Here is a 21,312-nt window from a genome sequence, read left to right on the forward strand (position 1 = left end):
TACGTGGCTACTCGGTTCGCTTCAGCTGCCAGACGGACGGGACGACGAGGGTCGCCACGGTGATGACGACGTACAGGGCGGCGCCGTACAGCTCGACCGCGGTGACGCCGGCGGCGGCCGCGACGGCGCCGACCGACAACTGGCCGATCGGTACGGCGATGATGGAGCCGAGCATGTCGTACGACGAGACCCGGGACAGCTTGTCGATCGGGATGTGCTGGCCGAGCGCGGTCTCCCAGCCGATGCCGAAGATCTCGTAGCTGATGCCGACCAGGAACGACATCGCGGCGACCATGATCGTGTTCGGTGCGAGCGCGAGGACGATCATGATCGGTGCGCCGAGCAGGATGCCGAGCATGCCGATCCGGAGCGGGTACTGGGGTTTGACCCGGATCATCAGCACGCCGCCCACGATGAGTCCGATGCCGAAGCAGGCGCTGGCGATGCCCCAGCCGGTCCGGCCGAAGGTGTCGTCGGCGATCACCGGGCCGAGGGTGCGGTAGCAGGCCACGAAGATCACATTCAGCACGCAGAAGCCGAGCACGACCACCCAGACCCACTGGCGGGAGACGAACTCGGCCCAGCCGACCCGCAGATCTGTCAGTACCGAGCTCGCCGAGCGTGGGATCCTCGGGATCGACAGCCGGGCGAGCAGGTACGCGCCGACCAGGAACGTGACCGCGTCGACCGCGAGCCCGATCCCCGGGCTGGTGAAGCCGACGAGCACGCCGGCGACCGCGCCGCCGCCGATCATCGCGACCGAGCGGGCGAAGCCGGAGACCGCGTTCGCCTGGGGGAGTTCGGCGCGGTCGACGATCGACGGCAGGATGCCGGTCAGCGCCGGCATCACGAACGCGGCGGCGGTGCCGTTCAAGGCCTCGATCGCGGCCAGCTGCCAGATCGTCGCGTGGCCGGACAGGACCAGTACGGCGGCGAGGCCCTGCGTGAGCCCGCTGACGGTGTTGGCAACGACGAGCACCAGATTCCGGGGGAGCCGGTCCGAGATCACTCCGCCGACCAGCAGGAAGACGATGTTCGGGATGCTGCGCGCGGCGAGCACGATGCCGACCGCGCCGGCCTTGTCGGACACGTCCAGGACAGCGAACACCAGGGCGATCGGCGCGATCGCGGAGCCGAGCAGTGACACGAAGCGGGCCGAGATGAAGATCCGTACGTCGCGATGCCGAAGCACCGCGAGATCCTGCCGCCAGCTCACCCGAACCCCTCTCCCGGAACTCGCCGATCCTACGAGCTCTCGGGTCGACCGGCCTGGGGTTTTTCCCAGAGCAGAGGTCTAGGCTCCGGGAGCGGCCGGGTCGGCGAGGCGGATGTTGAGTTCGACCTCCCACTTCGTCTTGCGAGGTTCTGTCCGGGGATCCGTGCGGAACAACTCGTACCGGCAGCCGAACAGGTCACCTTCGGCCACCTCGCGTCGATCGAGCGTGAGGTCCGCGGCCCAGTCGAGCAGCGCCCGGTTCGCCCGGAGGGAGTGGTTGCGGTAGGTCAGCGTCACGTACTGGCCGGCCGGGAGCGTGGCCGGCCGCACGCGCGCGTCACCGGTCAGCGGACCGGAGGTGAGCACGCCGACCTCGAGGTCCATCGGGCCGCTCATGTCGATCACATGCAGCCGGAGGAAGAACGAACCGACGTCGTCGATGCCCTGCCGGACGAGCCAGGCGCTGAGCTCGTCGATCAGTTCGTTCCGGACGCTCAACATGCCGCGGAAGGGCGTGACGACGCGGATGCCGAGATAGTCCCGCTCCGCCCGCTCGACCACCCGGGGCGGTTCCAGCAGATCCATCGGTCCCCTCCGTAAACCGTTTGGTCCACACCATATCCGGATGGGAAAGAACCTTCGTTTTCTGGGGGTTCGGGGTGGTTTGGTGCCGGAGGCAACCGTGTCTTTCGTTGTCAGGGGTGGGGACATGCGGGGGCTGCCGCTGGGGGCCGGTTTTCGCTACCTTGGGGTATTGGTCCTCGAACTGCAGGAGGCTCCGTGAAGATCAAGGACGTACTGCGCGGCAAGGGCAACCAGGTCGTCACCATCTCCCCAGAAGCCACTGTCACCGAACTGCTCGCACTGCTGGCCGATCACAACATCGGCGCGGTCGTGGTGAGCGCGGACGGGTCGTCGGTGGACGGCATCGTGTCCGAGCGCGACATCGTCCGGCTGTGGAACGGCACGCCGGACGCCGGCGAGGTCCGGGTGAGCGCGATCATGACCGCCGAGGTCCGGACCGCCACCCCGGACGACCTGATCGACAACCTGATGCGGCTGATGACCGAGCACCGGATCCGGCACGTGCCGGTGGTGGTCGACGGCAGCCTGGCCGGGCTGGTCAGCATCGGTGACGTGGTCAAGTCCCGGATCGGCGAGCTCGAGTTCGAACGCGAGCAACTCTCCAACTACATCACCAGCTGAGTCTGGCGTCAGGCGGCGACGAAGAGCAGCACCATCGCGAGCAGGAACAGCAGGCCGGCGCCGAGCAGAGCTGTGCCGATCAGGCCGCAGATCTGCCCGGCCTGAGCCATGCCCCGGTTGTTGTAGACGCCGGGAGTGGCGTCGATCTCCGCGACCGCCTGGGAGCCCAGCCACCAGGCGACCGGAGACACGACGAGCAGCCCGGTGCAGAGCGCGACCACGCCCAGGACCAGAGCGACCGTGGCCTGCGAGTGGTCGCGCAGTACGCCGTACGCCGGTTGGTCCGGGAAGCCGGGCTGGAGCGGGTAGAACGTGTGCGTCCGGTCCGTGGCATCCGTAGGCCGTTCGACGAACGACATTCTGTGCTCCTAGGGCGTGAGATCGACCAGGTCGCCGACGATGTCACTGCCCAGCTCGGCGAGCTGGGGCCGGACATCCTTGGCTTCCCCTACGACGACGACCAGGAGCCCGTTGGTTCCGACGTACCGGCGGTAGGCCTCGGTGGCCTCCGCGGCGGTGGTGCCGGCGATCTGGGTCAGGTACGTGTCGGCGAAGTCGATCGGTACGCCGTTCGCGATGTTGCTGCCGACCTGCTGGGCCACCGAGTCCGCCTGCTCGTAGCGCAGCGGCGCGGTCCGGATCAGGCTGTCCTTCGCCTCCTGGACCTCCTGCTCGGTCAGCCCGTCGCGAGCGACCCGCAGGATCCGCAGCGCGTCACCGATCGCGGCCCCGGTCACCTCGGTGCGTACGGCGCCGCCGAGGCTGAACGTCCCGCCCTTGCGTGGCGCGGCGAAGCTCGTCCGCGTGCCGTAGGTGTAGCCCTTCTCCTCGCGCAGCACGGTGTCCACGCGGGAGGTGATGGTGCCGCCGACCACGTGGTTCGCGACCGCGGCCGCACCCCAGGCGGGGTCCCGGCGGTCCGGACCGGCGCAGCCGATCAGCAGCTGGCTCTGCACGGAGCCCGGCCGGTCGACCAGGATGACCCGGTTGCCGGGGATGTACAGCGGCTCGGGCGTCTCCAGCGCCGTCCCGGCCGTGGAGGTCCAGCCGGCGAAGGCCCGGTCGATGATCGCCGCGACGTCGACACCGGTCGCGTCGCCCGCGAAGAGGATCTCCGCGCGCTCCGGGCCGATGTTGTTGCGGTAGAAGTCGGCCACCTGCACGTTGGTCAGCGGCCGGATCGTGTCCGGGGTCCCCGCGGTCGGCCGGGAGCGCCGCGTCGACGGGTCGAACAGGCCGGCCGCGAACGCCTCACGCGCCCGGTAGGCAGCGTTCGCCCGCTCCTGGTTGATCTCGCCGAGCCGGATCGTCACGTGCCGGCCGACGTCGGCCTGGTTGAACGCGGGCCGGGTGATCGCCTCCGCGAGCAGCTCGACCGCGGGCGCGAGATGCGACACCGGCACCGAGATCTCCACGTGCAGCGCGTCCGAGCTGACGTCCACGCCGTACGCCGCTCCGTGCCGCTCCAGCGCGGCGGCGAACTCGTTGGCCGAGTGCAGCTCGGTGCCCTCGTCGAGGGTGCGGGACATGATCGTCGCGACGCCCTCGAGCTCGCGCGGCTCGGCGATCAGCGGCATCGCGATCGTGACCCGGACGGTGGCGACGTACTGGCCGGGGCGGTCGAAGACGTGCACCGGGGCGCCGACGCTGGTGATCGTCGTGGTGGCGGCCGGGAACTTCCACGGGCGCGGAGCGCCGACGGCCGGCGGGGTGGTCAGAACCTGGTTCATGCCTGCTCTTCCTCGGTTTCGGCAGCTGTTTCCAAGCGACGGTAGGTCACCTGGACGCGCCCGGCGGCGCGGATCCATTGCGAGGCCGCGCTCTTGACCTGCTCGACGGTCACCGCGCGGACCTGGTCGATCCGGGTGTTGATCCGGTTCGGGTCGCCGAACAGCAGGGCGTGGTGGGAGATCTCGTCGGCGCGGCCGGCGCAGGTCGCCAGCTGCTCCAGCCAGTCCCGCTCGGCCTGTGCCTGCACGGTGGCCAGCTCGTCCTCCGTGACGCCGTCCTCGGCCAGCTTCTCGATCTCCTCCAGCAGCGCGTCCTCGACCTTCTGCAGGTCGATGCCGTCGGAGGCGATCCCGGTCAGCGTGCCGAACGAGACCCCGCCGATCAGCGGCAGCGCGCCGCCGGACACCGACTGCGCGATCTGCTCGTCGCGGACCAGCCGGCGGTTCAGCCGGCCGCTCTGGCCGGCGGCGAGGATGTCGAGCGCGAGCCCGGCCGCGTCCAGCTCCGGCGTGCCGTCCACCGGCAGCCGGAACATCATCGTGATCAGGTCGGACGGTACGTCGGACTTCACGTCGTCGCGGCGCACCTCGGTGAGCGGGCCGATCGTGCCGTCCGGCGCGGCCGGCGGCCGCGCGATCGCCGGCAGGTGCCCGAAGTACCGCTTGGCGGCGTCGAACGCGTCGTCGACGGACACGTCCCCGACGATCGTCAGGACGGCGTTGTTGGGGCCGTAGTACTTGCGGAAGAACGCGTGCACGTCCTCGACCGACGCGGCGTCGAGGTCGGCCATCGAGCCGATCGTCATGTGCGCGTACGGGTGGTCCTCGGGGAACGCGAGCCGGACGAGCCGCTCGTACGAGTCGCCGTACGGGCGGTTGTCGTAGCTCTGCCGCTTCTCCTCCTTGACCACGTCGCGCTGGTTGTCCAGGTTCTCCTGGTTGACCGCGTCGAGCAGGTAGCCCATCCGGTCGGCCTCGAGCCAGAGCGCGAGATCCAGCCCGCCGCTGGGCAGTGACTCGAAGTAGTTGGTGCGGTCGAAGAAGGTACTCGCGTTCAGGCTCGCGCCGGCCGTCTCCAGCAGGCTGAAGTGCTGACCGGAGGCGACGTTGCGCGACCCCTGGAACATCAAGTGCTCGAAGAGGTGCGCGAACCCGGTCAGGCCCGGCGGTTCGTGGCGCGACCCGACGTCGTACCAGAGGTTCACGGCGACGATCGGGACGGCGCGATCCGAGCTGACGACGACCCGCAGGCCGTTGTCGAGCGTCTGCTCCGCGATGGGGTACGTCAAGGGCATGCCTGCCACCCTACGTGGTCCGGAAATTGTTCGGGTGAGATGTCGATCTCGGCGCAGGTCGCGCATCGGGGTGGTAGATGCTGGAACCGACCCGCACAAGAGAGGTGACATCAGTGGGCAAGTACTTGGTGATGATCTACGACGACGAAGCCAAGTGGGACGCGGCCGATCCGTCCGTGATGGAGCAGAACCACAAGAACCACCAGGCCTTCGCGGAGGCCAACGGTCCGGCGCTGCGCGGCGGCGGGCAGCTGGACGGGAGCACCACCGCGACGTCGATCCGGTCCGACGGCCGTGGCGGGTGCGTCGTCACCGACGGGACGTTCGCGGAGACCAAGGAGGTGATGGGCGGCTACTACATCATCGAGGCGGCCGACCTGGACGAGGCGCTCGCGATCGCCAAGCAGGTCCCGTCTCCGATGGGTGGCGTCGAGGTACGCCCGATCATCAACGGTGGCTGACTCGATCTCCGCGGCGGTGGCGGAGGCTCACTCGAGCGAGTGGGCCTTCGTCCTCGCTGCCACGGCACGCGTCGCCGCCGATCTGGATCTGGCCGAGGACTGCGTGCAGGACGCGTACGCCAAGGCGTTGGTGCATTGGCGTGAGCAAGGCGTGCCGCGGCGGCCAGGGGCGTGGCTCACCACCGTCGCGACGCGGCGCGCGCTCGAGTTGCGGCGGCGGGCCGACGTCGCGCAGCGGAAGCTCCCGCTGCTGATGCCGGATCCGGTGGATGACGACTTCGCGGCCGAGGTGTTCCCGGACGATCGGTTGCGGCTCGTGTTCACCTGCTGTCACCCGGCGCTTTCGCAGGAAGCGCAGATCGCGTTGACACTGCGGCTGGTGTGCGGGTTGTCGTCGGCGGAGATCGCAAGGGCGTTCCTGGTGAAGGAAGCCACGATGCAGGCCCGGATCACCCGCGCCAAGCACAAGATCTCGCGGTCCGGGATCCCTTACCGGATCCCGCGGCGGGCAGATCTGCCGGAGCGCATCGACGCGGTGCTGGACGTCGTACATCTGGTCTACACGGCGGGACACACGGCCGCGGACGGGGACGGGCTGACCCGACCGGATCTGGCGCGGCGGGGGATCGATCTCGCCCGGATGATGCGGTTGCTGCTGCCGGACAGCGCGGAGGCGGCGGGTCTGCTCGCGCTGCTCGTGCTGACGGATGCGCGGCAGGCAGCCCGCGTCGACGACGCGGGGCAGTTGGTGCTGATGGAGGACCAGGATCGCTCGCTCTGGGACCGGGAGCTGATCGATGAAGGGCTCGCGCTGGTTCAGGAGGCCCTGGGCCGCTCGGTCGGACGGTTCGGACTGATGGCGGCGATCGCCGCCGTGCATGCCGAGGCCGACCGTTGGGAGGACACCGACTGGGCCGAGATCCTCGGGTTGTACGACGTGTTGCTGGCGCGCTGGCCATCTCCGGTGGTCGCGTTGAACCGGGTGGTCGCGCTCAGCTACGTGTCCGGTCCCGAGGTGGCCCTGGCGGAGCTGGCAGACGATCCGGCGCTGGCGACGTACCCCTATCTGGCGTCGACGCGGGCCGAGCTGCTCTGGCGGACCGGCCGGGTGGAGGAGGCGCGGGCGGCGTACGAGGAGGCGCTGGCGTTCACCAGCAACGCCGTGGAGGCGGAGTTCCTGCAGCGGCGGATCACTCGAGGCGCTTGAGCACCTCGTCGTGCAGGCGGCCGTTGGTGGCGACGGCGTTCGGACCGTTCGGGCCGGGAGCGCCGTCGACGGAGGTGAACTTGCCGCCGGCCTCGTCGACGATGATCGCCAGCGCGGCCATGTCGTAGAGGTTGAGCTCCGGCTCGGCGGCGATGTCGACCGCTCCCTCGGCGACCAGCATGTAGGACCAGAAGTCGCCGTACGCCCGGGTCCGCCAGCAGGACTCCATCAGCTCGGCCCACTGGTTCTTCTTGCCGATCTTCTCCCAGCCCTTGAGCGAGGCGTACGACAGTGAGGCGTCCTCGATCTTGCTCACGTCGCTCACCCGGCACGGCTGCGACGAGTGCAGCGCGCGGCCCGTCCAGGCGCCGTCGCCGTACGACGCCCACCAGCGCTTGCCCAGCGCCGGGGCGGACACCACGCCGACGACCACCTGGTCCTCGATCATCAGGCTGATCAGCGTGGCCCAGACCGGGACGCCACGGATGTAGTTCTTGGTGCCGTCGATCGGGTCGACCACCCAGCGGCGTACGCCCCAGCCGCTGGTGCCGTCCTCCTCGCCCACGAACGCGTCCCGCGGACGGGCCCGGGCGAGCGTCTTGCGCATCACGTCCTCGACCCTCTTGTCCGATTCGCTCACCGGGGTGAGGTCCGGCTTGGTGGCCACGTGCAGGTCGAGCGCCTTGTAGCGGTCCATCGTGGTCGAGTCCGCGTCGTCGGCCAGGATGTGGGCGAGCCGCAGGTCATCCGTGTGCGAAGGCATGCCGGAAGGCTAGCCCGTCGCCCCGCTCAGCGGGGGAGGAGCACGCAAACGTTGCGGATCGGTTGCGGCGCGGATTGAACCGAACACGGTCATTGAACGTGCAGTTAGTGTCTGACCACGTCCAACGACTGCCGGGAGGCGTCCATGTTCGAGCGCTTCGGGGACCTGCCGCTGCACGTCCTCGTGATTCACCTCGCGGTGGTGATGCTGCCGGTGGCCGCGCTCACGCTGATCGTCTTCGCGCTGGTGCCGAAGTGGCGCTGGTTCCTGCGGTGGCCGGCGCTGCTGCTCGGGGTCGGGGCGCTGGTCTGCGCGTACGTGGCGAAGAAGAGCGGTGAGGCGTTCGTGGCCGCGGTGCCGACGCTGCAGAAGCCGGTCGAGCTGCACGAGAAGCGCGGCGACCTGCTGTTCTGGTACTGCCTGATCTTCGCCGTGGTCGCCGTCGCCGCCTTCCTGCTGCTCGGCGGCCGGTCGGCGCTGGCCAGCGGAAAGGGTGAGAAGGCAACGACGAGCCGCCCGCTCGAGCTGGTCACCCAGGTCGCGGTCGTGGTGATCGCCGTCCTCGTCCTCTGGCAGACCATCCGGACCGGCGACGCCGGCGCCAAGGCGGTCTGGGACGGCCAGCTCCCGGCTAAGTAGCGTCCTGCTGCGGTACGGCGTCCTGGCGGGTCTCGCGGCCTTCGCGGCTGGCCAGGAGCCGGCGGAACGAGGCGACCCGCTCGGCGTCGGCGCGACCTTCGGCGACTGCCTCGTCGAGGGCGCAGTCGGGGGCGGTCTCGGTGTGGGTGCAGCCGCGCGGGCAGGTCTCGGCGATCTCGGCCAGGTCGGGGAAGGCGTGGATCAGCTGGTCCGGCTCGACGTGGGCCAGGCCGAAGGTGCGGATGCCGGGGGTGTCGATGAGCCACCCGCCTTCGGGCAGCCGCAGCACCAGGGTGTTGGTCGAGGTATGACGCCCACGGCCGGTCACCTCGTTGACCACGCCGATCGCCCGGTCCGCGCCGGGGATCAGCCCGTTCACCAGGGTCGACTTGCCGACGCCGGAGTGGCCGACGAGGACGCTCGTACGGTCGTCGAGTTGCGCACGGAGCTCGCTGAGGTCGCCACCTTGGTGGGTCGCGACGGACTCGACCCCGAGCGGGCGGTAGATCGAGAGCAGCGGATCCGGGTCGGCCAGGTCGGTCTTGGTCAGGCACAGCAGCGGCCGCATCCCCGCGTCGTACGCCGCCACCAGGAAGCGGTCGATCAGTCCGGTCCGCGGCTCCGGGTTCGCGACCGCGACGACGATGACGAGCTGATCCGCGTTCGCGACCAGCGGTCGTTCGACCGGGTCGTCGTCATCGGCCGATCGGCGCAGCAGTGTGGTCCGGGGGAGTACCTCGACGATCCGGGCCAGCGTCCCTTCGGAACCGCTCGCGTCGCCGTCCAGCTTGACCCGGTCACCGACGATCACGCTCGTGCGGCCGAGCTGACGCGCCTTCATCGAGGTCACCTCGTGGCCTCCGTGGGAGTCCTCGACCCAGCAGGCGTACCGCCCGCGGTCGCGGGTGAAGACGAAACCGATCACGGCGTCGTCGTACGAGGGGCGGTCCTTGGTCCGCGGCCGGGTCCGGCGCTTCGGCCGGTCGTACCGGGCCTCCTCGTCGTACCGCGACATCAGCCGGCGAGCTCCCGCCAGAGTTCGGGGAACTCTGGCAGCGTCTTCGCCGTGGTTCCGATGTTCTCGATCAGCAGGCCGTCGACGAGCAGGCCGAGGACGGCGGCGGCATGGGCCATCCGGTGGTCGTGGTACGTGCCGAAAAGTCCACCCTGCAAGGGCTTCGGCCGGACGATCAGCCCGTCGGCCGTCTGCGTCACGTCACCGCCGAGCGCATTGAACTCGTGCTCGAGCGCCGCCAGCCGGTCCGTCTCGTGGTTGCGCAGGTGCGCGATGCCGCGCAGGTACGACGGCCCGTCCGCGAAGGCGGCCACCGCCGCGATCACCGGGGTGAGCTCGCCGACCTCGCTCAGGTCGAGGTCCACGCCCTGCACGCGACCGCTGCCGCGAACCGTCAGCCCGTCGTCGGTGCGGGAGACCTCGGCGCCGAACCGGGTGAAGATGTCGCGGAGCTGATCACCCGGCTGCGTGGTCTGCGTGGGCCAGCCGGTCACGGTGACCTCGCCACCGGTCAGCACGGCCGCGGCCAGGAACGGCGCGGCGTTGGACAGGTCCGGCTCGATCGCGGTGTCCGTCGCCCGGATGGGGCCGGGGGCAACGACCCACCGGTTCGGCTCGCTGTCGTCGACCTGGACGCCGCGCTCGCGCAGCATCGCCACCGACATGTCCAGGTGCGGCTGGGACGGAACCGGCTTGCCGTCGTGCCGGATGTCGACGCCTTCGTCGTACCGGGCGCCGGCCAGCAGCAGCGCGGACACGAACTGGCTCGAACCGGACGCGTCGAGCGTCACCGTGCCACCGCGGACCGAGCCGGTGCCGGACACCGTGTACGGCATCCGGCCGGTGCCCGCGTCGTCGATCTGTACGCCGAGGGTCCGCAGGGCACCCAGGATGACGTCCATCGGCCGCTCCCGCGCGTACACGTCACCGTCGAACGCGACCACGCCGTCGGCCAGCGCGGCCACGGGTGGGACGAAGCGCATCACGGTGCCGGCCAGGCCGCAGTCGACGCTCGCCGGGCCCTTCAGCGAACCGGGGGTCACGGTGACCGTCGTACCGTTCTCGCTGATGCCGACGCCGAGCGACACCAGCGCGGACCGCATCAGGGCCGTGTCGCGAGCGGCGAGCAGGCCGGTCAGGTGCGAGGGGCCGTCGGCGATCGCGGCCAGGATGAGAGCGCGGTTACTGATCGACTTGGATCCGGGCACCGTGACCCGGCCGCTGACCGGTCCGTTGACGCGCGGCGTCGGCCAGCCCTGCTCTGTACTCATCCCACTCCTTCGGCTCGTGTCCTGCCTTGAGCCTAGGCCATGGGCACTCGGGCGTTAGCCGAGGTTGAGCTGCGCCTTCGCGAGTTTCGCGGCCTGACGGGTCTCGCGGGCCAGCTGCTTGGCCTCGCGCTTGGCCGCCTTCGCGCCACGCTTGGTCTCGCGTTTCGCGGCCTTGGCGCCGTGCGTGGCGCGCCAGGCCACGCCCGGCTTGCCCTCGGTGTCGACCGCGGCGAGCAGCAGCCCGCCGAACAGGCCCAGGTTCTTCATGAACTGGATCCGCTGCGCCGCCCGGGTCTCCTTGTCCTTCATCTGCCAGAACGGGTGACCGGCGACGGTTACCGGGATCAGCGTGGCCGCCAGCGTCGCGGCGCCGACCCGCCGGCCCTTGCCGCTGGCCAGCGCGAGACCGCCGAGGACCTGGACCGCACCGTTCAGCCGGACCAGGTTCACCGTGGTCTCCGGGATCCGGTCGCCGACCTGCGGCGGCGCGACCCGCTTCACCATCGGCACCAGCCGGTCCGTCACCGGCTGGGCCTTGGGCACCAGCGGCTCGGGGTTGCGGATCGAGTTCACACCCTGCACGACGAAGATCATGGACAGCAACGGCCTGGCCAGTGCGCGCACGACAGTCATGCCTCCTTCATACACCACGTGTTGTGTGACTCCCGGTACCCAACGATCAGATCGGGCATCCGTCCGGGCCGCAGGCGGCGTCGTCGGTCGCACCGGGGCTGGTGATCAGCGTGACCGGCTTGCGGTCGGCGTTCGCCCGGCGGAGCGCCTCCTGGAACACCTCGACCGGCTGGGCCCCGCTGACGCCGTACTTCTCGTCGATCACGAAGAACGGGACGCCGTTCGCGCCGTACGCCAGGGCCTGTGCCTGGTCCGCGGCGACCTCCTCGGTGTACGTCGTACTCGCGAGGACCTCGCGGACCCGGTCGGCCGGGAGGCCGGCCTCGGTGGCCAGGTCGGTCAGGGTGGCGTGGTCGCCGACCGGGAGACCGTCGGTGAAGTACGCCTTGAGCAGGCGCTCCTTCAGGCGGTCCTGGGTGTCGGCGGGCACCTGACCGGACTCGACCAGCCCACGGGCCAGGTGCAGCAGGCGGTGTGCGTCGACGGTGTTGGCGGACTTCGCCTGGTCGAGGTGGTACTCGAGACCGAGCTCCGCCGCGATCTCGGTGACGTGGGCGTTCGCCTGCACACCCCACTCGCGGCCGCGCCCGTACTTCTCGCCGAGCCGGGTCGGCAGGTCCCGCGGGTCGTCGTTCGTCGACGACGGATCCAGCTGGAAGCTGTGCCAGACGATCTCGGCCCGGTCGCCGCTCTGCTCGAGCGCCTGCTCGAGCCGCCGCTTCCCGATGTAGCACCACGGGCAGACGACGTCGGACCACACATCAATACGCATGCTTGTCGGCAACCTGACGCATTCCGGTCCTATTCCCAACCCGTCCCGGCTGTGACGCGTCTGACGCTCCATGGACGAAGAACTCGTGCGCGGACTCTTGAAGGAGCAGCATCCGGACCTCGCGGACCTGACGTTGCGTCAGGTGGTCGGAGGCTGGGACAACCAGCTCTGGCGGCTCGGGGACGAGCTCGCGGTGCGGATGCCGCGGACCGAGCGCGCGCCGGAGCTGCTGCGCAAGGAGTACCGCTGGGTGCCGGAGCTCGCGCCGCGGCTCCCGTTGCCGGTTCCGGTGCCGCAGCGGATCGGCGAACCGTCCGAGCGCTTCCCGCACACCTGGCTCGTCACCACCTGGGTGGGCGGCGAGCCGGCCGACCGTACGCCGATCACCGCGGCCCCGGCCGCCGACACGCTGGCCACCTTCCTGCGGGCCCTGCACCTGGACGCGCCCACGGACGGACCGGTCAGTCATGACCGCGGAGTCCCGCTGCGGACCCTGGGAATCGGCGCGGACGCACCCGTTGCCGTCCGCAAGGTGTGGGACGAGGCCGTGGCCGCGCCGGAGTGGGACGGCAAGCCCGCGTGGCTGCACGGCGACCTCCACCCGGCGAACGTCGTCGTCGACGACGGGATGCTCACCGGGGTGATCGACTTCGGGGACCTGAGCATCGGCGATCCCGCCTGTGACCTCGCCGCCGCCTGGGTGCTGCTGCCCGACGGTGCCGCCGAGCGTTTCTTCGCCATGTACGCGGCGGCGGACGACGCGATGATCACGCGCGCCCGGGGGTGGGCCGCCGGCAAGGCGCTGGCGCTGATCTCGGTCGGCGAAGCCGGGGACAAGGGTCTGCCGGGTGGCAAGCCGACCTGGGGCCCGGCCGGCCGGGCGGCTCTCGCGCGCTTGCTCTGACCGGCTCGGCTGCTGACAACCGTCCTGCTGTCGTGTCAGCACGGTGGCTGCCGGGTGTCAGGGCTGCCCTGGATCGTCATTCCGGTCAGCAGTTCTCCAGTGCGCATCAGGAAGGTACGACAATGCCTACGTTCACCACCCCCGAGCCGATCTCCGCCGTCCTGGACATCCCCGCCGGACGCGTCCAGTTCATCGCCGCCGACCGGACCGACACCGCCGTCGAGATCCTGCCCGCCGACCCCTCGAAGGGCCGCGACGTGAAGGTGGCGGAGGAGGCCAAGGTCGAGTACGGCGACGGCGTCCTGCGGATCGAGGTCGTGGCGAAGAACCAGTACTTCGGACCGTCCGGATCCGTCGCGGTGACGGTCCAGCTGCCGGCGGGTTCCCGGGTCGAGGTGAAGGCGGCCAGTGTCGAGCTCCGGGCTACCGGACGGCTCGGCGACGTGGTCGTCGGGAGCGAGCACGGCTCGATCGACCTCGGCGAGGTCGCGAGTGCCCGGCTCACCACCACCGCCGGCGACGTCATGGTCGGCCGCCTCAACGGCCCCGCCGAGATTCGCACCAGCAAGGGCGACATCCGGGTCGCCGAGGCCGTCCGCGGCTCCGTCGTACTGCACACCGTCGCCGGTGAGGTGGAGATCGGCGCGGCCGCCGGAGTCTCGGCCTCGCTCGATGCCGGCACCACCACCGGACGGATCAGCAACGCGCTCAAGAACACCGAAGGCGCCGCCGCCGAGCTGACCATCCATGCGACCACCACCGTCGGCGACATCGTCGCCCGCAGCCTCTGACCGCGTCCTCGATCGAAGGAGCACCCAGGTCGGGGCGTCCGCTCCGTACTCGGTGCGGCTCATGCACGACTTCTGGACCACGGTCTACCAGGCACTCGCGTGAGTACGCGTCGGCCGGGCCGCGGAGTGCGGCCCGGCCGACGTGGGGTTCAGCGGGCGGCTTGTTCGATCAGGGTGGTGACTGCCTTCGGGTGGGAGAGGGCGACCAGGTGCGAGGCGCCGGGGATCTCGACCGTCGTGGCGTGCGCGCGGTCGGCCATGAAGCGCTCGGCCGCTGGGGCGATGGCGTGGTCTCCGGTCGGGATCACGGCGTACTTCGGGAGTCCGGCCGGGGCCGTCTTCACGATCTGCTCGTCGAAGACTGCCGCGTTGACCGGGCGCTGGGACGCCCCGAGGACGGCGGCCTGCCGGGCGGGCAGGTCGGCGGCGAAGACCTGCCGGAACGCCTCCGGCTTCATCACCAGGTCGACGCCACCGGGGTAGCTGATCGCATTGGTGGTGTCCGGTCCGATCTCGCTGCCCGGGTACTTCGAGTTCAGGGCGCCGAGCGTCTCACCGGCCTCCGGGATGAACGCCGCCACGTAGACGAGTGACTTGACCCCGCTGGTCCCGGCGAGCTGGCTGACCAGCGCACCGCCGTACGAGTGACCGACGAGGACCTTCGGGCCGGGGATGCCGTTCAGGACCCCGGTCAGGTACGCCGTGTCGGTCGCGATCCCGCGCAGCGGTACGGCGGGAGCGACGACGTCGTACCCGTCCCGCTGGAGCCGGCTGGTCACCTCGGACCAGCTGGCCCCGTCGGCGAACGCGCCGTGCAGGAGGACGATGGTGGGCTTCTGCTTGTGCTCGGTCTGAGCGGTGGCGGTGGTTGCGCCGGTCACCAGTAGTGCGGCGGCGGCGACGAGGGCGCCGAGGCGGCGGAGCTTCATCGGGTCGCACCTGCCTCGACGGCGCTCGCGATGAAGTCGGCGACGGCCTTCGGCTGGGAGACGGCGACCGCGTGCGAACCGTCGACCTCGATCGTGGTGGCCTTCGCCCGGGCGGCCATCGTGCGCTGGCCCTCGGGGTGGATCGCCTCGTCGCGGGTGGCGACCAGGTCGAAGACGGGCAGCCGCTTCCAGGTCGCCGTACCCGACTTCTCCTCGAACGCCGCGGCGGCGATCGCGCGCTGCGTCCGGCTCAGGATCTCCGCGTCCTCGACGTCGGCGGCGAACAGGGCACGGAACTTGTCCAGGGCGATGCTGAGGTAGATCTCCTCGCCACCGTCACCGGTCGGCAGGGCGTGCGGCACCAGGCCGGAGGCGAAGTCGTTGGCGGGGAAGCTGCCGAGCAGGTCCTGCAGGCTCTCGCCCTCGTCGGGGAGGAAGGCGGCGACGTACACCAGGGCAGTCACATTGTCGGCCTGGTTCGCGGCGGCGGTGATCACGGCACCGCCGTACGAGTGCCCGACCAGGACGACGGGACCGTCGATCTCGCGGACCTGGGCCGCGACCCGGCTGCCGTCGAGGGCCGGACCGCGCAGCTCGTTGGCGACCGCGATCGCCGGGATGCCGCGGCTGGTGAGCTCGGCGATCACGCCCGCCCAGCTGGAGTTCTCCGCGAACGCACCGTGTACCAGGACGACGGTGGGGGTCTTCTCACTCATCTTTCTCGATCTCCTTCGTAGGTGGCTTGGTAGAAGGAAACCGTTCCGGCCCGGTCCGCCGGATCGACCGAACACCCGAACTTGTCACGAGCCTTTGGACCCGGCGGGTGGGGTGGTGCACCCAAAACTCATGCGTTCGGGGGAGAGGCGAAGCGCTCCAGCACCAGCCGGGTCAGCTGGACCCGCGAGTTCACGCCGAGCTTGCCGAACGCGGACCGCAGATGCGTGCCGACCGTACTCGCGGAGACGACGAGCTCCTCGGCCGCCGACCGGTTCGTGTGCCCCTCGGCGACGAGCAGCGCGACCCGGCGTTCCATCGGCGTGAGCGCCTCCCAACCCTCCTGAGCCCGCGGTGGTACGGCGGCCCACCGGCGCCGCCGTACGCCGGCCGCCTGGAGCACTGCCTGGATCCGGCCGGCTGGCGCGGTCGCGCCGAGCGTCGTCAGCGTGTCGAGCGCGTGTTCCAGGGTGGCGATCCCGGTCGTGCGGTCGCCGGACTCCAACTCGGCTCGGCCGTAGAGCTCCTCGGCTCGCGCAAGCAGCAGCGGCCGATGGGCGGTCCGGAGCACACCGGTCGCCGCGGCCAGCAGGCGCAGATCGTTGCCCGCAGCCACCAACTCCAAGGCCCCGCGAGACGCCGCCGACGGACTGGCGGCCACCTGCTCCGTCAGCCGATCCTCGGCCCGTGCTTGAACGAGGACGCCGGTCCGCTCCGGAAAGTCCTGCGGTACGTCGATCAGCCGGTCGGTGGCCTTGGAGTCGCCATCCGCGACAGCGAGCAGCGCGTTGATCGTCGGATCGTGGCCCGCGAACTCCCGAGCCTGGGTCAGTTGGCCGCGCTGGAGAGCGATCAACGCCAGCACCTGATGCGCAGCCGGGGCCAACGCGTTGTCGTGGAACTGACTCATCCAGCGCAGCCCTGTACTCGCGGCGTCCTCGGCCTCCCGCAGATTCCCCGCGGCGTACTCCAACCGAGCCGCCAGCACAGCCAGCTGCGGCGCGGCGAACGAGTCACCACCGGTCAGCATCTCGCGGGCCCGCTGCAGCGCGTGCGGCAATTCGTCGGTCTCCGCCCGGCAGTAGAGCTCGCCGACCTCGACCCGCGTCGCCGGCAGGCTGCCCAGACCCGGTGCCACCTCCCGCGCGGCGACGTACAGATCGCGTGCCTCCGCATACCTTCCCGCTGCCCGCGCGCGCTCTGCTTGCCCCACCTGCAGAACCGCCCGCGCGATCGGGTCCGCGGCCGTGCTCGCAGGCTCCGAACCGGCCAGTGCCCGGTAGGCGGCGAGGCGCTCGGCCAGGTGTGGGGCAGCTCCGGGAACGTCGAGATCGTGCGGATCCAGCAGTGCGATGGACCACTGGTGGGGTGCGAGGTGGAGACGGACCGACGCCCGAAGGTCGGGCGTGATCGGGCCGCGATAGAGGGCGGTTCCACTGAGCAGGTCCTCGGCGAAGGCCTTGGCCCGGTCGTACTGCCTGGCCGTGAGGAGGACGCTGACCACCTCCTCGCCGACCTCGGCCCGCAGCGGATCGTCGACCGGCGTGAGATCGAACGCCTCCTGGATGACTTCGGCGGCCGTGGTCGACATGGTCGCGAGCAGATCGCGAGCCGCCTTGCGCAACGTCGTGACGGCAGCGGTGTCGCCCGGTCGAGCCACCGCCAGAACATGCGGCGCGGCCGCCGCGGCCCCTTGCCCAGTCGACAAGAGCTGGTCGGCGATGGCCCCGTGCAGCGCACGCTGCGCGGATGGCGGTACGTCGGCCAGCGTGGCCGACCGCAGGAGCTCGTGGCGGAACCGCAGTACGGCGCCGGCGTCCGTCAGCAGTGCGGCCTGGATCGCTTCGTCGAGTGGTTCGGCCAGTCTGGCAACGGGCTCGCTCATCAGTACGGCGACGTCCTCCAGGCGGAACTCGCTGCCGAAGACCGCCGCCGTCCGGACCAGGGTGCGGCTGAGCTCGGACAGTCCGCTCGTACGACGACGTACGCCCTCCACCAGGCCGGTCGGCAACGGACCGGTGTCGCCGGAGCCGCTGCCGAGGTAGAGCCCGGCGATGAGCTGCTCGGCGAGGAACGGGATGCCTTGGACACCGGCCAGCTGCACGGCGAGCGTCGCATCGACCGGTCCGTTGAGCAGGTCGGTGGCGATGTCCTGGATGGCGTCGGCGGGAAGCGGAGCGAGGTCGATGGCGTGGATCAGGACCTGAGTACGAACGGCCTCGGCCAGCTGATCGGTCACGCCGCCCGGAGCCGGCCGGGTCGCGAGGAGCCAGAGCAGGTTGGCGTCGGCCAGCCGAGCGACGACGACGCTCAGGACGAAGGCGGTGAGCGGGTCGGACCACTGGGCGTCGTCCAGCACGATCAGGGCGGGGGTGCCGTCGAGGCGGCGGCCGATCAGGTCTGCCAGGCGCTCGGCCAGCCACAGGGGTTGGGTGTTGAGGGTGGCCAGCTCCAGGAAGTGCTCGGTGTCGATCAGGGGCTGCTGGCCGGCGCGAAGGGCCGGTGCGAGCGAGGCGAGCGGGCTGATGTTGTCGGTCTGGTGCGCAGCCGCCGTGGCGATCAGGAAGCCGTGACGCTCGGCCTGCTCGACGGCCGCGGCCAGCAAGGCGGACTTACCGATACCTGGCTCACCGGTGACGATCGCCAGCGCGGCCGTCCCGTCGGTGGCTGCCCGAAGTGCTTCCAGCAGCCGCCCGAGCTCGCTGGAACGTCCCCGCAACGGCGCCATGGTGGATTTGTATCACTCAGAGACAGCGGCGGACGGCCAGCAGGGCGTACGCGCGGGCCGCGTGCAGAACCTCGGCGAGGACGACGTGTTCGTCCGCGGCGTGGGCGTAGCGGACGTCGCCGGGGCCGTACTGCAGGGTGGGGATGCCGGCGGCGGCGTACAGCCGGAGGTCCGACCCGTACGGCGCGCCCTTGACGTCAGGTGTCTCCCCGCCGGCGTCGGTGGCGGCCGCCAGGGTCTGCGCGAGCAACGGATCGCCGTCGGGCAGGAGGCCGGAGGCGAACTCACCGCCCGGCCAGGTCACCGCGACCGGGTGCTCGCGGAGCCACTCGTCCTTCGCGCAGGCGTCGGCGATCGCGGTCTCGAAGGCGGCCCGTGCGTCGGCGAGCGGCTCACCGAGGCGTACGCCGTACCTGCCCTCGGCGATCAGCAGGTCCGGTACGGTGCTCGCCCAGTCGCCGGCCCGCACGGTGCCGACCGACAGTGGGTTGGGCAGATCGAGGTGGGCCAGCAACGGGTGCGGCTCGTGGTTTCGCGAGGATTCGAGGGCCTGCAGCGCTTCCTGGATCAGGACGAACTTCTCGATCGCGCTCACCCCACGGCTCCGGGTCGAGCCGTGTGTCGCCAGCCCCGGGACCTCCAGCCGGAACGTCAGCGATCCCGAGTTGGCCGGGATCACGCAGCCCGCGGTCGGCTCCGCGATCAGGCACGCCGTACCGCCGTGTCCCCGCCGCAACGTCGCGAACGCTCCGAGGCCGCCGTCCTCCTCGCCGACCACCGTGTGCACCGCCAGCGGCTTCCGCAACTTGATGCCTGCAGCAACGATCGCCGCCACCGCGCCGAGGATCGCCGCGACACCGCCCTTCATGTCACACGTCCCGCGTCCCCACATCACGCCGTCCTCGACCCGGGCCGAGAACGCGTCGCCGGTCGCGGGCACGACATCCACGTGCCCGTTGAGGATCAGCCCCGGCGTCTCGTGCCCGCCGAGCCGGCCGACACAACCCCAGGCCTCGTCCCGGGTGACCTCCATCCCGGGAAACTCCGGGTCGGCGGTCAGCGCCGGAAGGTCGATCCGCCAGTTGTCGACAAGCAGACCGAGCGTCGACAGCCGCTCCGCACACCACGTCTGTACGTCGCTCTCCGCAGCCGTCCCGTCCACACTCGGAATCCGCACCAGCTCCTGCAGGTCCTCGACGATCCGCTCGTCGTCGACCACCGCCAGAACCGCCCGCTCCACCTCACTCAGCATGCGCACATCATGCATCGAGCAGCTCGAGCACCCGCCGGCCGCCGCGGGGTGGGGTAACCGACCGTCCGCGCCCGGCGGACGGGCTCGGCCGCCCGCCGGACGCGGGGCGCCCAGCCCGGGTCGCCGCTCCACTTGAGGACGACCCGGGCCCCGCCGTCGACGAGCTCGTACGCGCTGGACTGCAGACCACCGGTCAGTTGCCGGACCAGCCGATAATCGGTGCCTAGGGCAACGTTCAGCTCGGCGACGACCGACGCGGTGGTCTCCGTCACGGCGTCAGGCGGTGCAGGTCGCGCGGGAACAGCGTGACCTCGCGGACGTTCTCGGCCTTGGTCAGCCGCGCCACGAACCGCTCGAGCCCGATCGCGAACCCGCCGTGCGGCGGCATCCCGTGCTTGAACGCCTGCAGGTACGAGCTGTACGCCGGTGCGTCCGGCGACTCACCCCGCGCCTCCAGGGCCGCGACGTAGTCGCTGTAGCGGTGCAGACGCTGCCCACCGGTGACCAGCTCCATCCCGCGGAACAACAGGTCGAACGAGTTCGACCAGCGCGGGTCCGACGGCTGCGGATGCGTGTAGAACGGCCGCTTCACCATCGGATAGCCCTCGACCGCGACGAACTCGCTGCCGTGTTCGCGCAGCGCCCACTCGCCGATCGCCCGCTCGTCGGCCGGCGCCAGGTCCGGCTCGTCCGGGTTCGCCCCGGCGATCTTCAGCGCCTCGCTGAAGTGCACGACCGGTACGTCGACCGGGATCTCGGGCAGCTCCACCCCGAGCCGCTCCAGCGCACCGCCGGCCCGCTCGCCGACCGCGGCCAGCATCCCGGCGACGGCCGACCGGAGCACCGCGAGGACGTCGCGGTGGTCCTGGATGAACCCGAACTCCGCGTCCAGCGAGACGTACTCGGCCAGGTGCCGGACCGTGTCGTGCGGCTCGGCCCGGAACACCGGCCCGACCTCGAAGACCCGCTCGAACACCCCGACCATCGTCTGCTTGTAGAACTGCGGCGACTGCGCCAGGTACGCCGGTCCGCCGAAGTAGTCCAGCGCGAACACGTTGGCCCCCGACTCCGTCGCCGTACCGACGATCTTCGGCGTCTGGATCTCCGTGAAGCCCTGACCGTCCACGGCGGCACGGAACCCGTGCAGGGCGGCCGCGGCGATCTCCCATCCGGCCCGGACGGAAGGATGCCGCAACGCGACCGGCGCGTTGTCCAGGACGACGGGCAGCCCGGCACCGACCGTGGGTCGCCACAGCTCGATCGGCGGCGTCGCGGCCGGCTCCGTCAGCGGCTCGATCACCGGGTCGACGATCTCCGCGCCACCGGGCGCCTGCGGGTTGGCGGCGACCATGCCGGTCACCTGGACGACGGTCTCCTCACCGAGCTCGTCCAGCTGTGCTTGGGTCTCCGGTGCCTTCACGACGATCTGGCTCAGGCCGGACCGGTCGCGCAGGATCAGGAAACTGACGGCGGCGAGCCGTCGTCTTCGGTGCACCCAGCCGGCCACCGTGACGGTCTGGCCCACTGCTGAGGGGATCTCATGGCTGAGAATGCGCATTGCTGTTTTCACCTCCAGGTTGTCTCTCGTACCCCGGAGGTGTGGGCGAAGGGGATCTCGCGGTGCCACCACACCTTCACCGGATCGGGCACGTGCCCGGGTCCGGCCTCTTGCCATGCATTCGCTCGGGAGTGTCTTCACGACCGCTCCACGTGCCGCCTTCACAGCAACCGGCGACTCTCTCGGACGTGACGTACGGCGCTACTCGGTTCCGTCAGCGCGAACAGA

General features: G+C 70.6%; 22 protein-coding genes. 6 read left to right on the forward strand and 16 right to left on the reverse strand.

The genetic code is table 11. From position 1 onward, the window contains the following. Nucleotides 1-7: 7 nt before the first annotated feature. Nucleotides 8-1,216, reverse strand: coding sequence for an MFS transporter (locus ACZ6O0_RS25660; protein ID WP_465767514.1), 1,209 nt, complete (start codon nucleotides 1,214-1,216; stop codon nucleotides 8-10). 78 nt (nucleotides 1,217-1,294) lie between these two features. Continuing rightward, nucleotides 1,295-1,801, reverse strand: a complete 507-nt coding sequence (locus tag ACZ6O0_RS25665) for a GyrI-like domain-containing protein (RefSeq protein ID WP_465767515.1) — start codon at nucleotides 1,799-1,801, stop codon at nucleotides 1,295-1,297. A gap of 195 nt (nucleotides 1,802-1,996) precedes the next feature. On the opposite strand from ACZ6O0_RS25665, the gene ACZ6O0_RS25670 reads away from it, so the two are divergent. Continuing rightward, nucleotides 1,997-2,422, forward strand: a complete 426-nt coding sequence (locus tag ACZ6O0_RS25670; RefSeq protein WP_465767516.1) for a CBS domain-containing protein — start codon at nucleotides 1,997-1,999, stop codon at nucleotides 2,420-2,422. 8 nt (nucleotides 2,423-2,430) lie between these two features. On the opposite strand, the gene ACZ6O0_RS25675 is transcribed toward ACZ6O0_RS25670, so the two are convergent. From ACZ6O0_RS25675 to ACZ6O0_RS25685, 3 genes are read right to left on the reverse strand one after another with little or no spacing between them, the layout of a single operon-like run. Then, nucleotides 2,431-2,781 carry a DUF4190 domain-containing protein gene (locus ACZ6O0_RS25675; protein WP_465767517.1) on the reverse strand — a complete coding sequence of 117 codons (351 nt, stop codon included), beginning with the start codon at nucleotides 2,779-2,781 and terminating at the stop codon, nucleotides 2,431-2,433. Nucleotides 2,782-2,790: 9 nt separating this feature from the next. Beyond that, complete coding sequence (locus ACZ6O0_RS25680; RefSeq protein ID WP_465767518.1) at nucleotides 2,791-4,152, reverse strand: M16 family metallopeptidase; 1,362 nt, start codon at nucleotides 4,150-4,152, stop codon at nucleotides 2,791-2,793. After that, entirely contained in the window at nucleotides 4,149-5,447 is a 1,299-nt protein-coding gene (locus tag ACZ6O0_RS25685; RefSeq protein WP_465767519.1) for a M16 family metallopeptidase, read from the reverse strand. The genes ACZ6O0_RS25680 and ACZ6O0_RS25685 overlap by 4 nt, the downstream gene beginning before the upstream one ends. A gap of 113 nt (nucleotides 5,448-5,560) precedes the next feature. Between ACZ6O0_RS25685 and ACZ6O0_RS25690 the strand changes: the two genes are divergently transcribed. Together ACZ6O0_RS25690 and ACZ6O0_RS25695 are read left to right on the forward strand one after the other, a co-directional pair. Continuing rightward, on the forward strand, nucleotides 5,561-5,908 hold the full coding sequence (locus ACZ6O0_RS25690) for a YciI family protein (RefSeq protein WP_465767520.1): 348 nt from the start codon (nucleotides 5,561-5,563) through the stop codon (nucleotides 5,906-5,908). Continuing rightward, a complete protein-coding gene (locus tag ACZ6O0_RS25695; protein WP_465767521.1) occupies nucleotides 5,901-7,115 on the forward strand; it encodes an RNA polymerase sigma factor in 1,215 nt (404 codons plus the stop codon). The genes ACZ6O0_RS25690 and ACZ6O0_RS25695 overlap by 8 nt, the downstream gene beginning before the upstream one ends. Here the strand turns inward: ACZ6O0_RS25695 and hisN are convergent. Then, nucleotides 7,099-7,878: a histidinol-phosphatase gene (hisN, locus tag ACZ6O0_RS25700; protein ID WP_465767522.1), complete on the reverse strand. Its 780-nt coding sequence runs from the start codon at nucleotides 7,876-7,878 to the stop codon at nucleotides 7,099-7,101. The genes ACZ6O0_RS25695 and hisN overlap by 17 nt on opposite strands. A gap of 144 nt (nucleotides 7,879-8,022) precedes the next feature. Between hisN and ACZ6O0_RS25705 the strand changes: the two genes are divergently transcribed. Continuing rightward, on the forward strand, nucleotides 8,023-8,517 hold the full coding sequence (locus ACZ6O0_RS25705) for a DUF2231 domain-containing protein (RefSeq protein ID WP_465767523.1): 495 nt from the start codon (nucleotides 8,023-8,025) through the stop codon (nucleotides 8,515-8,517). On the opposite strand, the gene rsgA is transcribed toward ACZ6O0_RS25705, so the two are convergent. Genes rsgA through ACZ6O0_RS25725 form a run of 4 tightly spaced genes read right to left on the reverse strand, consistent with a single transcriptional unit; the run spans nucleotide 8,510 to nucleotide 12,208 of the window. Then, entirely contained in the window at nucleotides 8,510-9,532 is a 1,023-nt protein-coding gene (gene rsgA / locus ACZ6O0_RS25710; RefSeq protein WP_465767524.1) for a ribosome small subunit-dependent GTPase A, read from the reverse strand. The two genes, ACZ6O0_RS25705 and rsgA, sit on opposite strands and share 8 nt — an antisense overlap. Further along, complete coding sequence (gene aroA, locus ACZ6O0_RS25715) at nucleotides 9,532-10,803, reverse strand: 3-phosphoshikimate 1-carboxyvinyltransferase (protein ID WP_465767525.1); 1,272 nt, start codon at nucleotides 10,801-10,803, stop codon at nucleotides 9,532-9,534. The genes rsgA and aroA overlap by 1 nt, the downstream gene beginning before the upstream one ends. Before the next feature lie 54 nt (nucleotides 10,804-10,857). Next, a complete protein-coding gene (locus ACZ6O0_RS25720) occupies nucleotides 10,858-11,436 on the reverse strand; it encodes a DoxX family membrane protein (protein ID WP_465767526.1) in 579 nt (192 codons plus the stop codon). 46 nt (nucleotides 11,437-11,482) lie between these two features. Next, entirely contained in the window at nucleotides 11,483-12,208 is a 726-nt protein-coding gene (locus ACZ6O0_RS25725) for a DsbA family oxidoreductase (RefSeq protein ID WP_465767527.1), read from the reverse strand. A gap of 70 nt (nucleotides 12,209-12,278) precedes the next feature. On the opposite strand from ACZ6O0_RS25725, the gene ACZ6O0_RS25730 reads away from it, so the two are divergent. Continuing rightward, nucleotides 12,279-13,112 carry an aminoglycoside phosphotransferase family protein gene (locus tag ACZ6O0_RS25730; protein WP_465767528.1) on the forward strand — a complete coding sequence of 278 codons (834 nt, stop codon included), beginning with the start codon at nucleotides 12,279-12,281 and terminating at the stop codon, nucleotides 13,110-13,112. 122 nt (nucleotides 13,113-13,234) lie between these two features. After that, complete coding sequence (locus ACZ6O0_RS25735) at nucleotides 13,235-13,903, forward strand: DUF4097 family beta strand repeat-containing protein (RefSeq protein ID WP_465767529.1); 669 nt, start codon at nucleotides 13,235-13,237, stop codon at nucleotides 13,901-13,903. A gap of 149 nt (nucleotides 13,904-14,052) precedes the next feature. Here the strand turns inward: ACZ6O0_RS25735 and ACZ6O0_RS25740 are convergent, their stop codons facing one another. The 6 genes from ACZ6O0_RS25740 to aspS all read right to left on the reverse strand — a co-directional run bounded on the left by ACZ6O0_RS25740 (nucleotide 14,053) and on the right by aspS (nucleotide 21,084). Then, a complete protein-coding gene (locus ACZ6O0_RS25740) occupies nucleotides 14,053-14,832 on the reverse strand; it encodes an alpha/beta fold hydrolase (protein ID WP_465767530.1) in 780 nt (259 codons plus the stop codon). Then, nucleotides 14,829-15,548, reverse strand: a complete 720-nt coding sequence (locus ACZ6O0_RS25745) for an alpha/beta fold hydrolase (RefSeq protein WP_465767531.1) — start codon at nucleotides 15,546-15,548, stop codon at nucleotides 14,829-14,831. The genes ACZ6O0_RS25740 and ACZ6O0_RS25745 overlap by 4 nt, the downstream gene beginning before the upstream one ends. Before the next feature lie 128 nt (nucleotides 15,549-15,676). After that, nucleotides 15,677-18,274 (reverse strand): ATP-binding protein, encoded by a 2,598-nt coding sequence (locus ACZ6O0_RS25750; protein ID WP_465767532.1) that lies wholly within the window; start codon nucleotides 18,272-18,274, stop codon nucleotides 15,677-15,679. A gap of 16 nt (nucleotides 18,275-18,290) precedes the next feature. After that, nucleotides 18,291-19,526, reverse strand: a complete 1,236-nt coding sequence (locus ACZ6O0_RS25755) for an ArgE/DapE family deacylase (RefSeq protein ID WP_465767533.1) — start codon at nucleotides 19,524-19,526, stop codon at nucleotides 18,291-18,293. Then, nucleotides 19,520-19,798 (reverse strand): hypothetical protein, encoded by a 279-nt coding sequence (locus tag ACZ6O0_RS25760; RefSeq protein ID WP_465767534.1) that lies wholly within the window; start codon nucleotides 19,796-19,798, stop codon nucleotides 19,520-19,522. Before ACZ6O0_RS25760 ends, ACZ6O0_RS25755 begins: the two co-directional genes overlap by 7 nt. Then, complete coding sequence (aspS, locus tag ACZ6O0_RS25765; protein ID WP_465767535.1) at nucleotides 19,795-21,084, reverse strand: aspartate--tRNA(Asn) ligase; 1,290 nt, start codon at nucleotides 21,082-21,084, stop codon at nucleotides 19,795-19,797. The genes ACZ6O0_RS25760 and aspS overlap by 4 nt, the downstream gene beginning before the upstream one ends. Between the last annotated feature and the right edge of the window lie 228 nt (nucleotides 21,085-21,312).

The organism is Kribbella sp. NPDC048837 (assembly GCF_055586945.1).

Excerpts from the sequence above, each read along its gene's own strand:
- aspS (WP_465767535.1), bottom strand. The coding sequence starts at position 21,084 with ATGCGCATTCTCAGCCATGAGATCCCCTCAGCAGTGGGCCAGACCGTC.
- ACZ6O0_RS25685 (WP_465767519.1), bottom strand. The coding sequence starts at position 5,447 with ATGCCCTTGACGTACCCCATCGCGGAGCAGACGCTCGACAACGGCCTG.
- ACZ6O0_RS25740 (WP_465767530.1), bottom strand. The coding sequence starts at position 14,832 with ATGAAGCTCCGCCGCCTCGGCGCCCTCGTCGCCGCCGCCGCACTACTG.
- hisN (WP_465767522.1), bottom strand. The coding sequence starts at position 7,878 with ATGCCTTCGCACACGGATGACCTGCGGCTCGCCCACATCCTGGCCGAC.
- ACZ6O0_RS25705 (WP_465767523.1), top strand. The coding sequence starts at position 8,023 with ATGTTCGAGCGCTTCGGGGACCTGCCGCTGCACGTCCTCGTGATTCAC.
- aroA (WP_465767525.1), bottom strand. The coding sequence starts at position 10,803 with ATGAGTACAGAGCAGGGCTGGCCGACGCCGCGCGTCAACGGACCGGTC.
- rsgA (WP_465767524.1), bottom strand. The coding sequence starts at position 9,532 with ATGTCGCGGTACGACGAGGAGGCCCGGTACGACCGGCCGAAGCGCCGG.
- ACZ6O0_RS25745 (WP_465767531.1), bottom strand. The coding sequence starts at position 15,548 with ATGAGTGAGAAGACCCCCACCGTCGTCCTGGTACACGGTGCGTTCGCG.
- ACZ6O0_RS25725 (WP_465767527.1), bottom strand. The coding sequence starts at position 12,208 with ATGCGTATTGATGTGTGGTCCGACGTCGTCTGCCCGTGGTGCTACATC.
- ACZ6O0_RS25680 (WP_465767518.1), bottom strand. The coding sequence starts at position 4,152 with ATGAACCAGGTTCTGACCACCCCGCCGGCCGTCGGCGCTCCGCGCCCG.
- ACZ6O0_RS25755 (WP_465767533.1), bottom strand. The coding sequence starts at position 19,526 with ATGCTGAGTGAGGTGGAGCGGGCGGTTCTGGCGGTGGTCGACGACGAG.
- ACZ6O0_RS25675 (WP_465767517.1), bottom strand. The coding sequence starts at position 2,781 with ATGTCGTTCGTCGAACGGCCTACGGATGCCACGGACCGGACGCACACG.
- ACZ6O0_RS25720 (WP_465767526.1), bottom strand. The coding sequence starts at position 11,436 with ATGACTGTCGTGCGCGCACTGGCCAGGCCGTTGCTGTCCATGATCTTC.
- ACZ6O0_RS25730 (WP_465767528.1), top strand. The coding sequence starts at position 12,279 with ATGGACGAAGAACTCGTGCGCGGACTCTTGAAGGAGCAGCATCCGGAC.
- ACZ6O0_RS25750 (WP_465767532.1), bottom strand. The coding sequence starts at position 18,274 with ATGGCGCCGTTGCGGGGACGTTCCAGCGAGCTCGGGCGGCTGCTGGAA.
- ACZ6O0_RS25665 (WP_465767515.1), bottom strand. The coding sequence starts at position 1,801 with ATGGATCTGCTGGAACCGCCCCGGGTGGTCGAGCGGGCGGAGCGGGAC.
- ACZ6O0_RS25735 (WP_465767529.1), top strand. The coding sequence starts at position 13,235 with ATGCCTACGTTCACCACCCCCGAGCCGATCTCCGCCGTCCTGGACATC.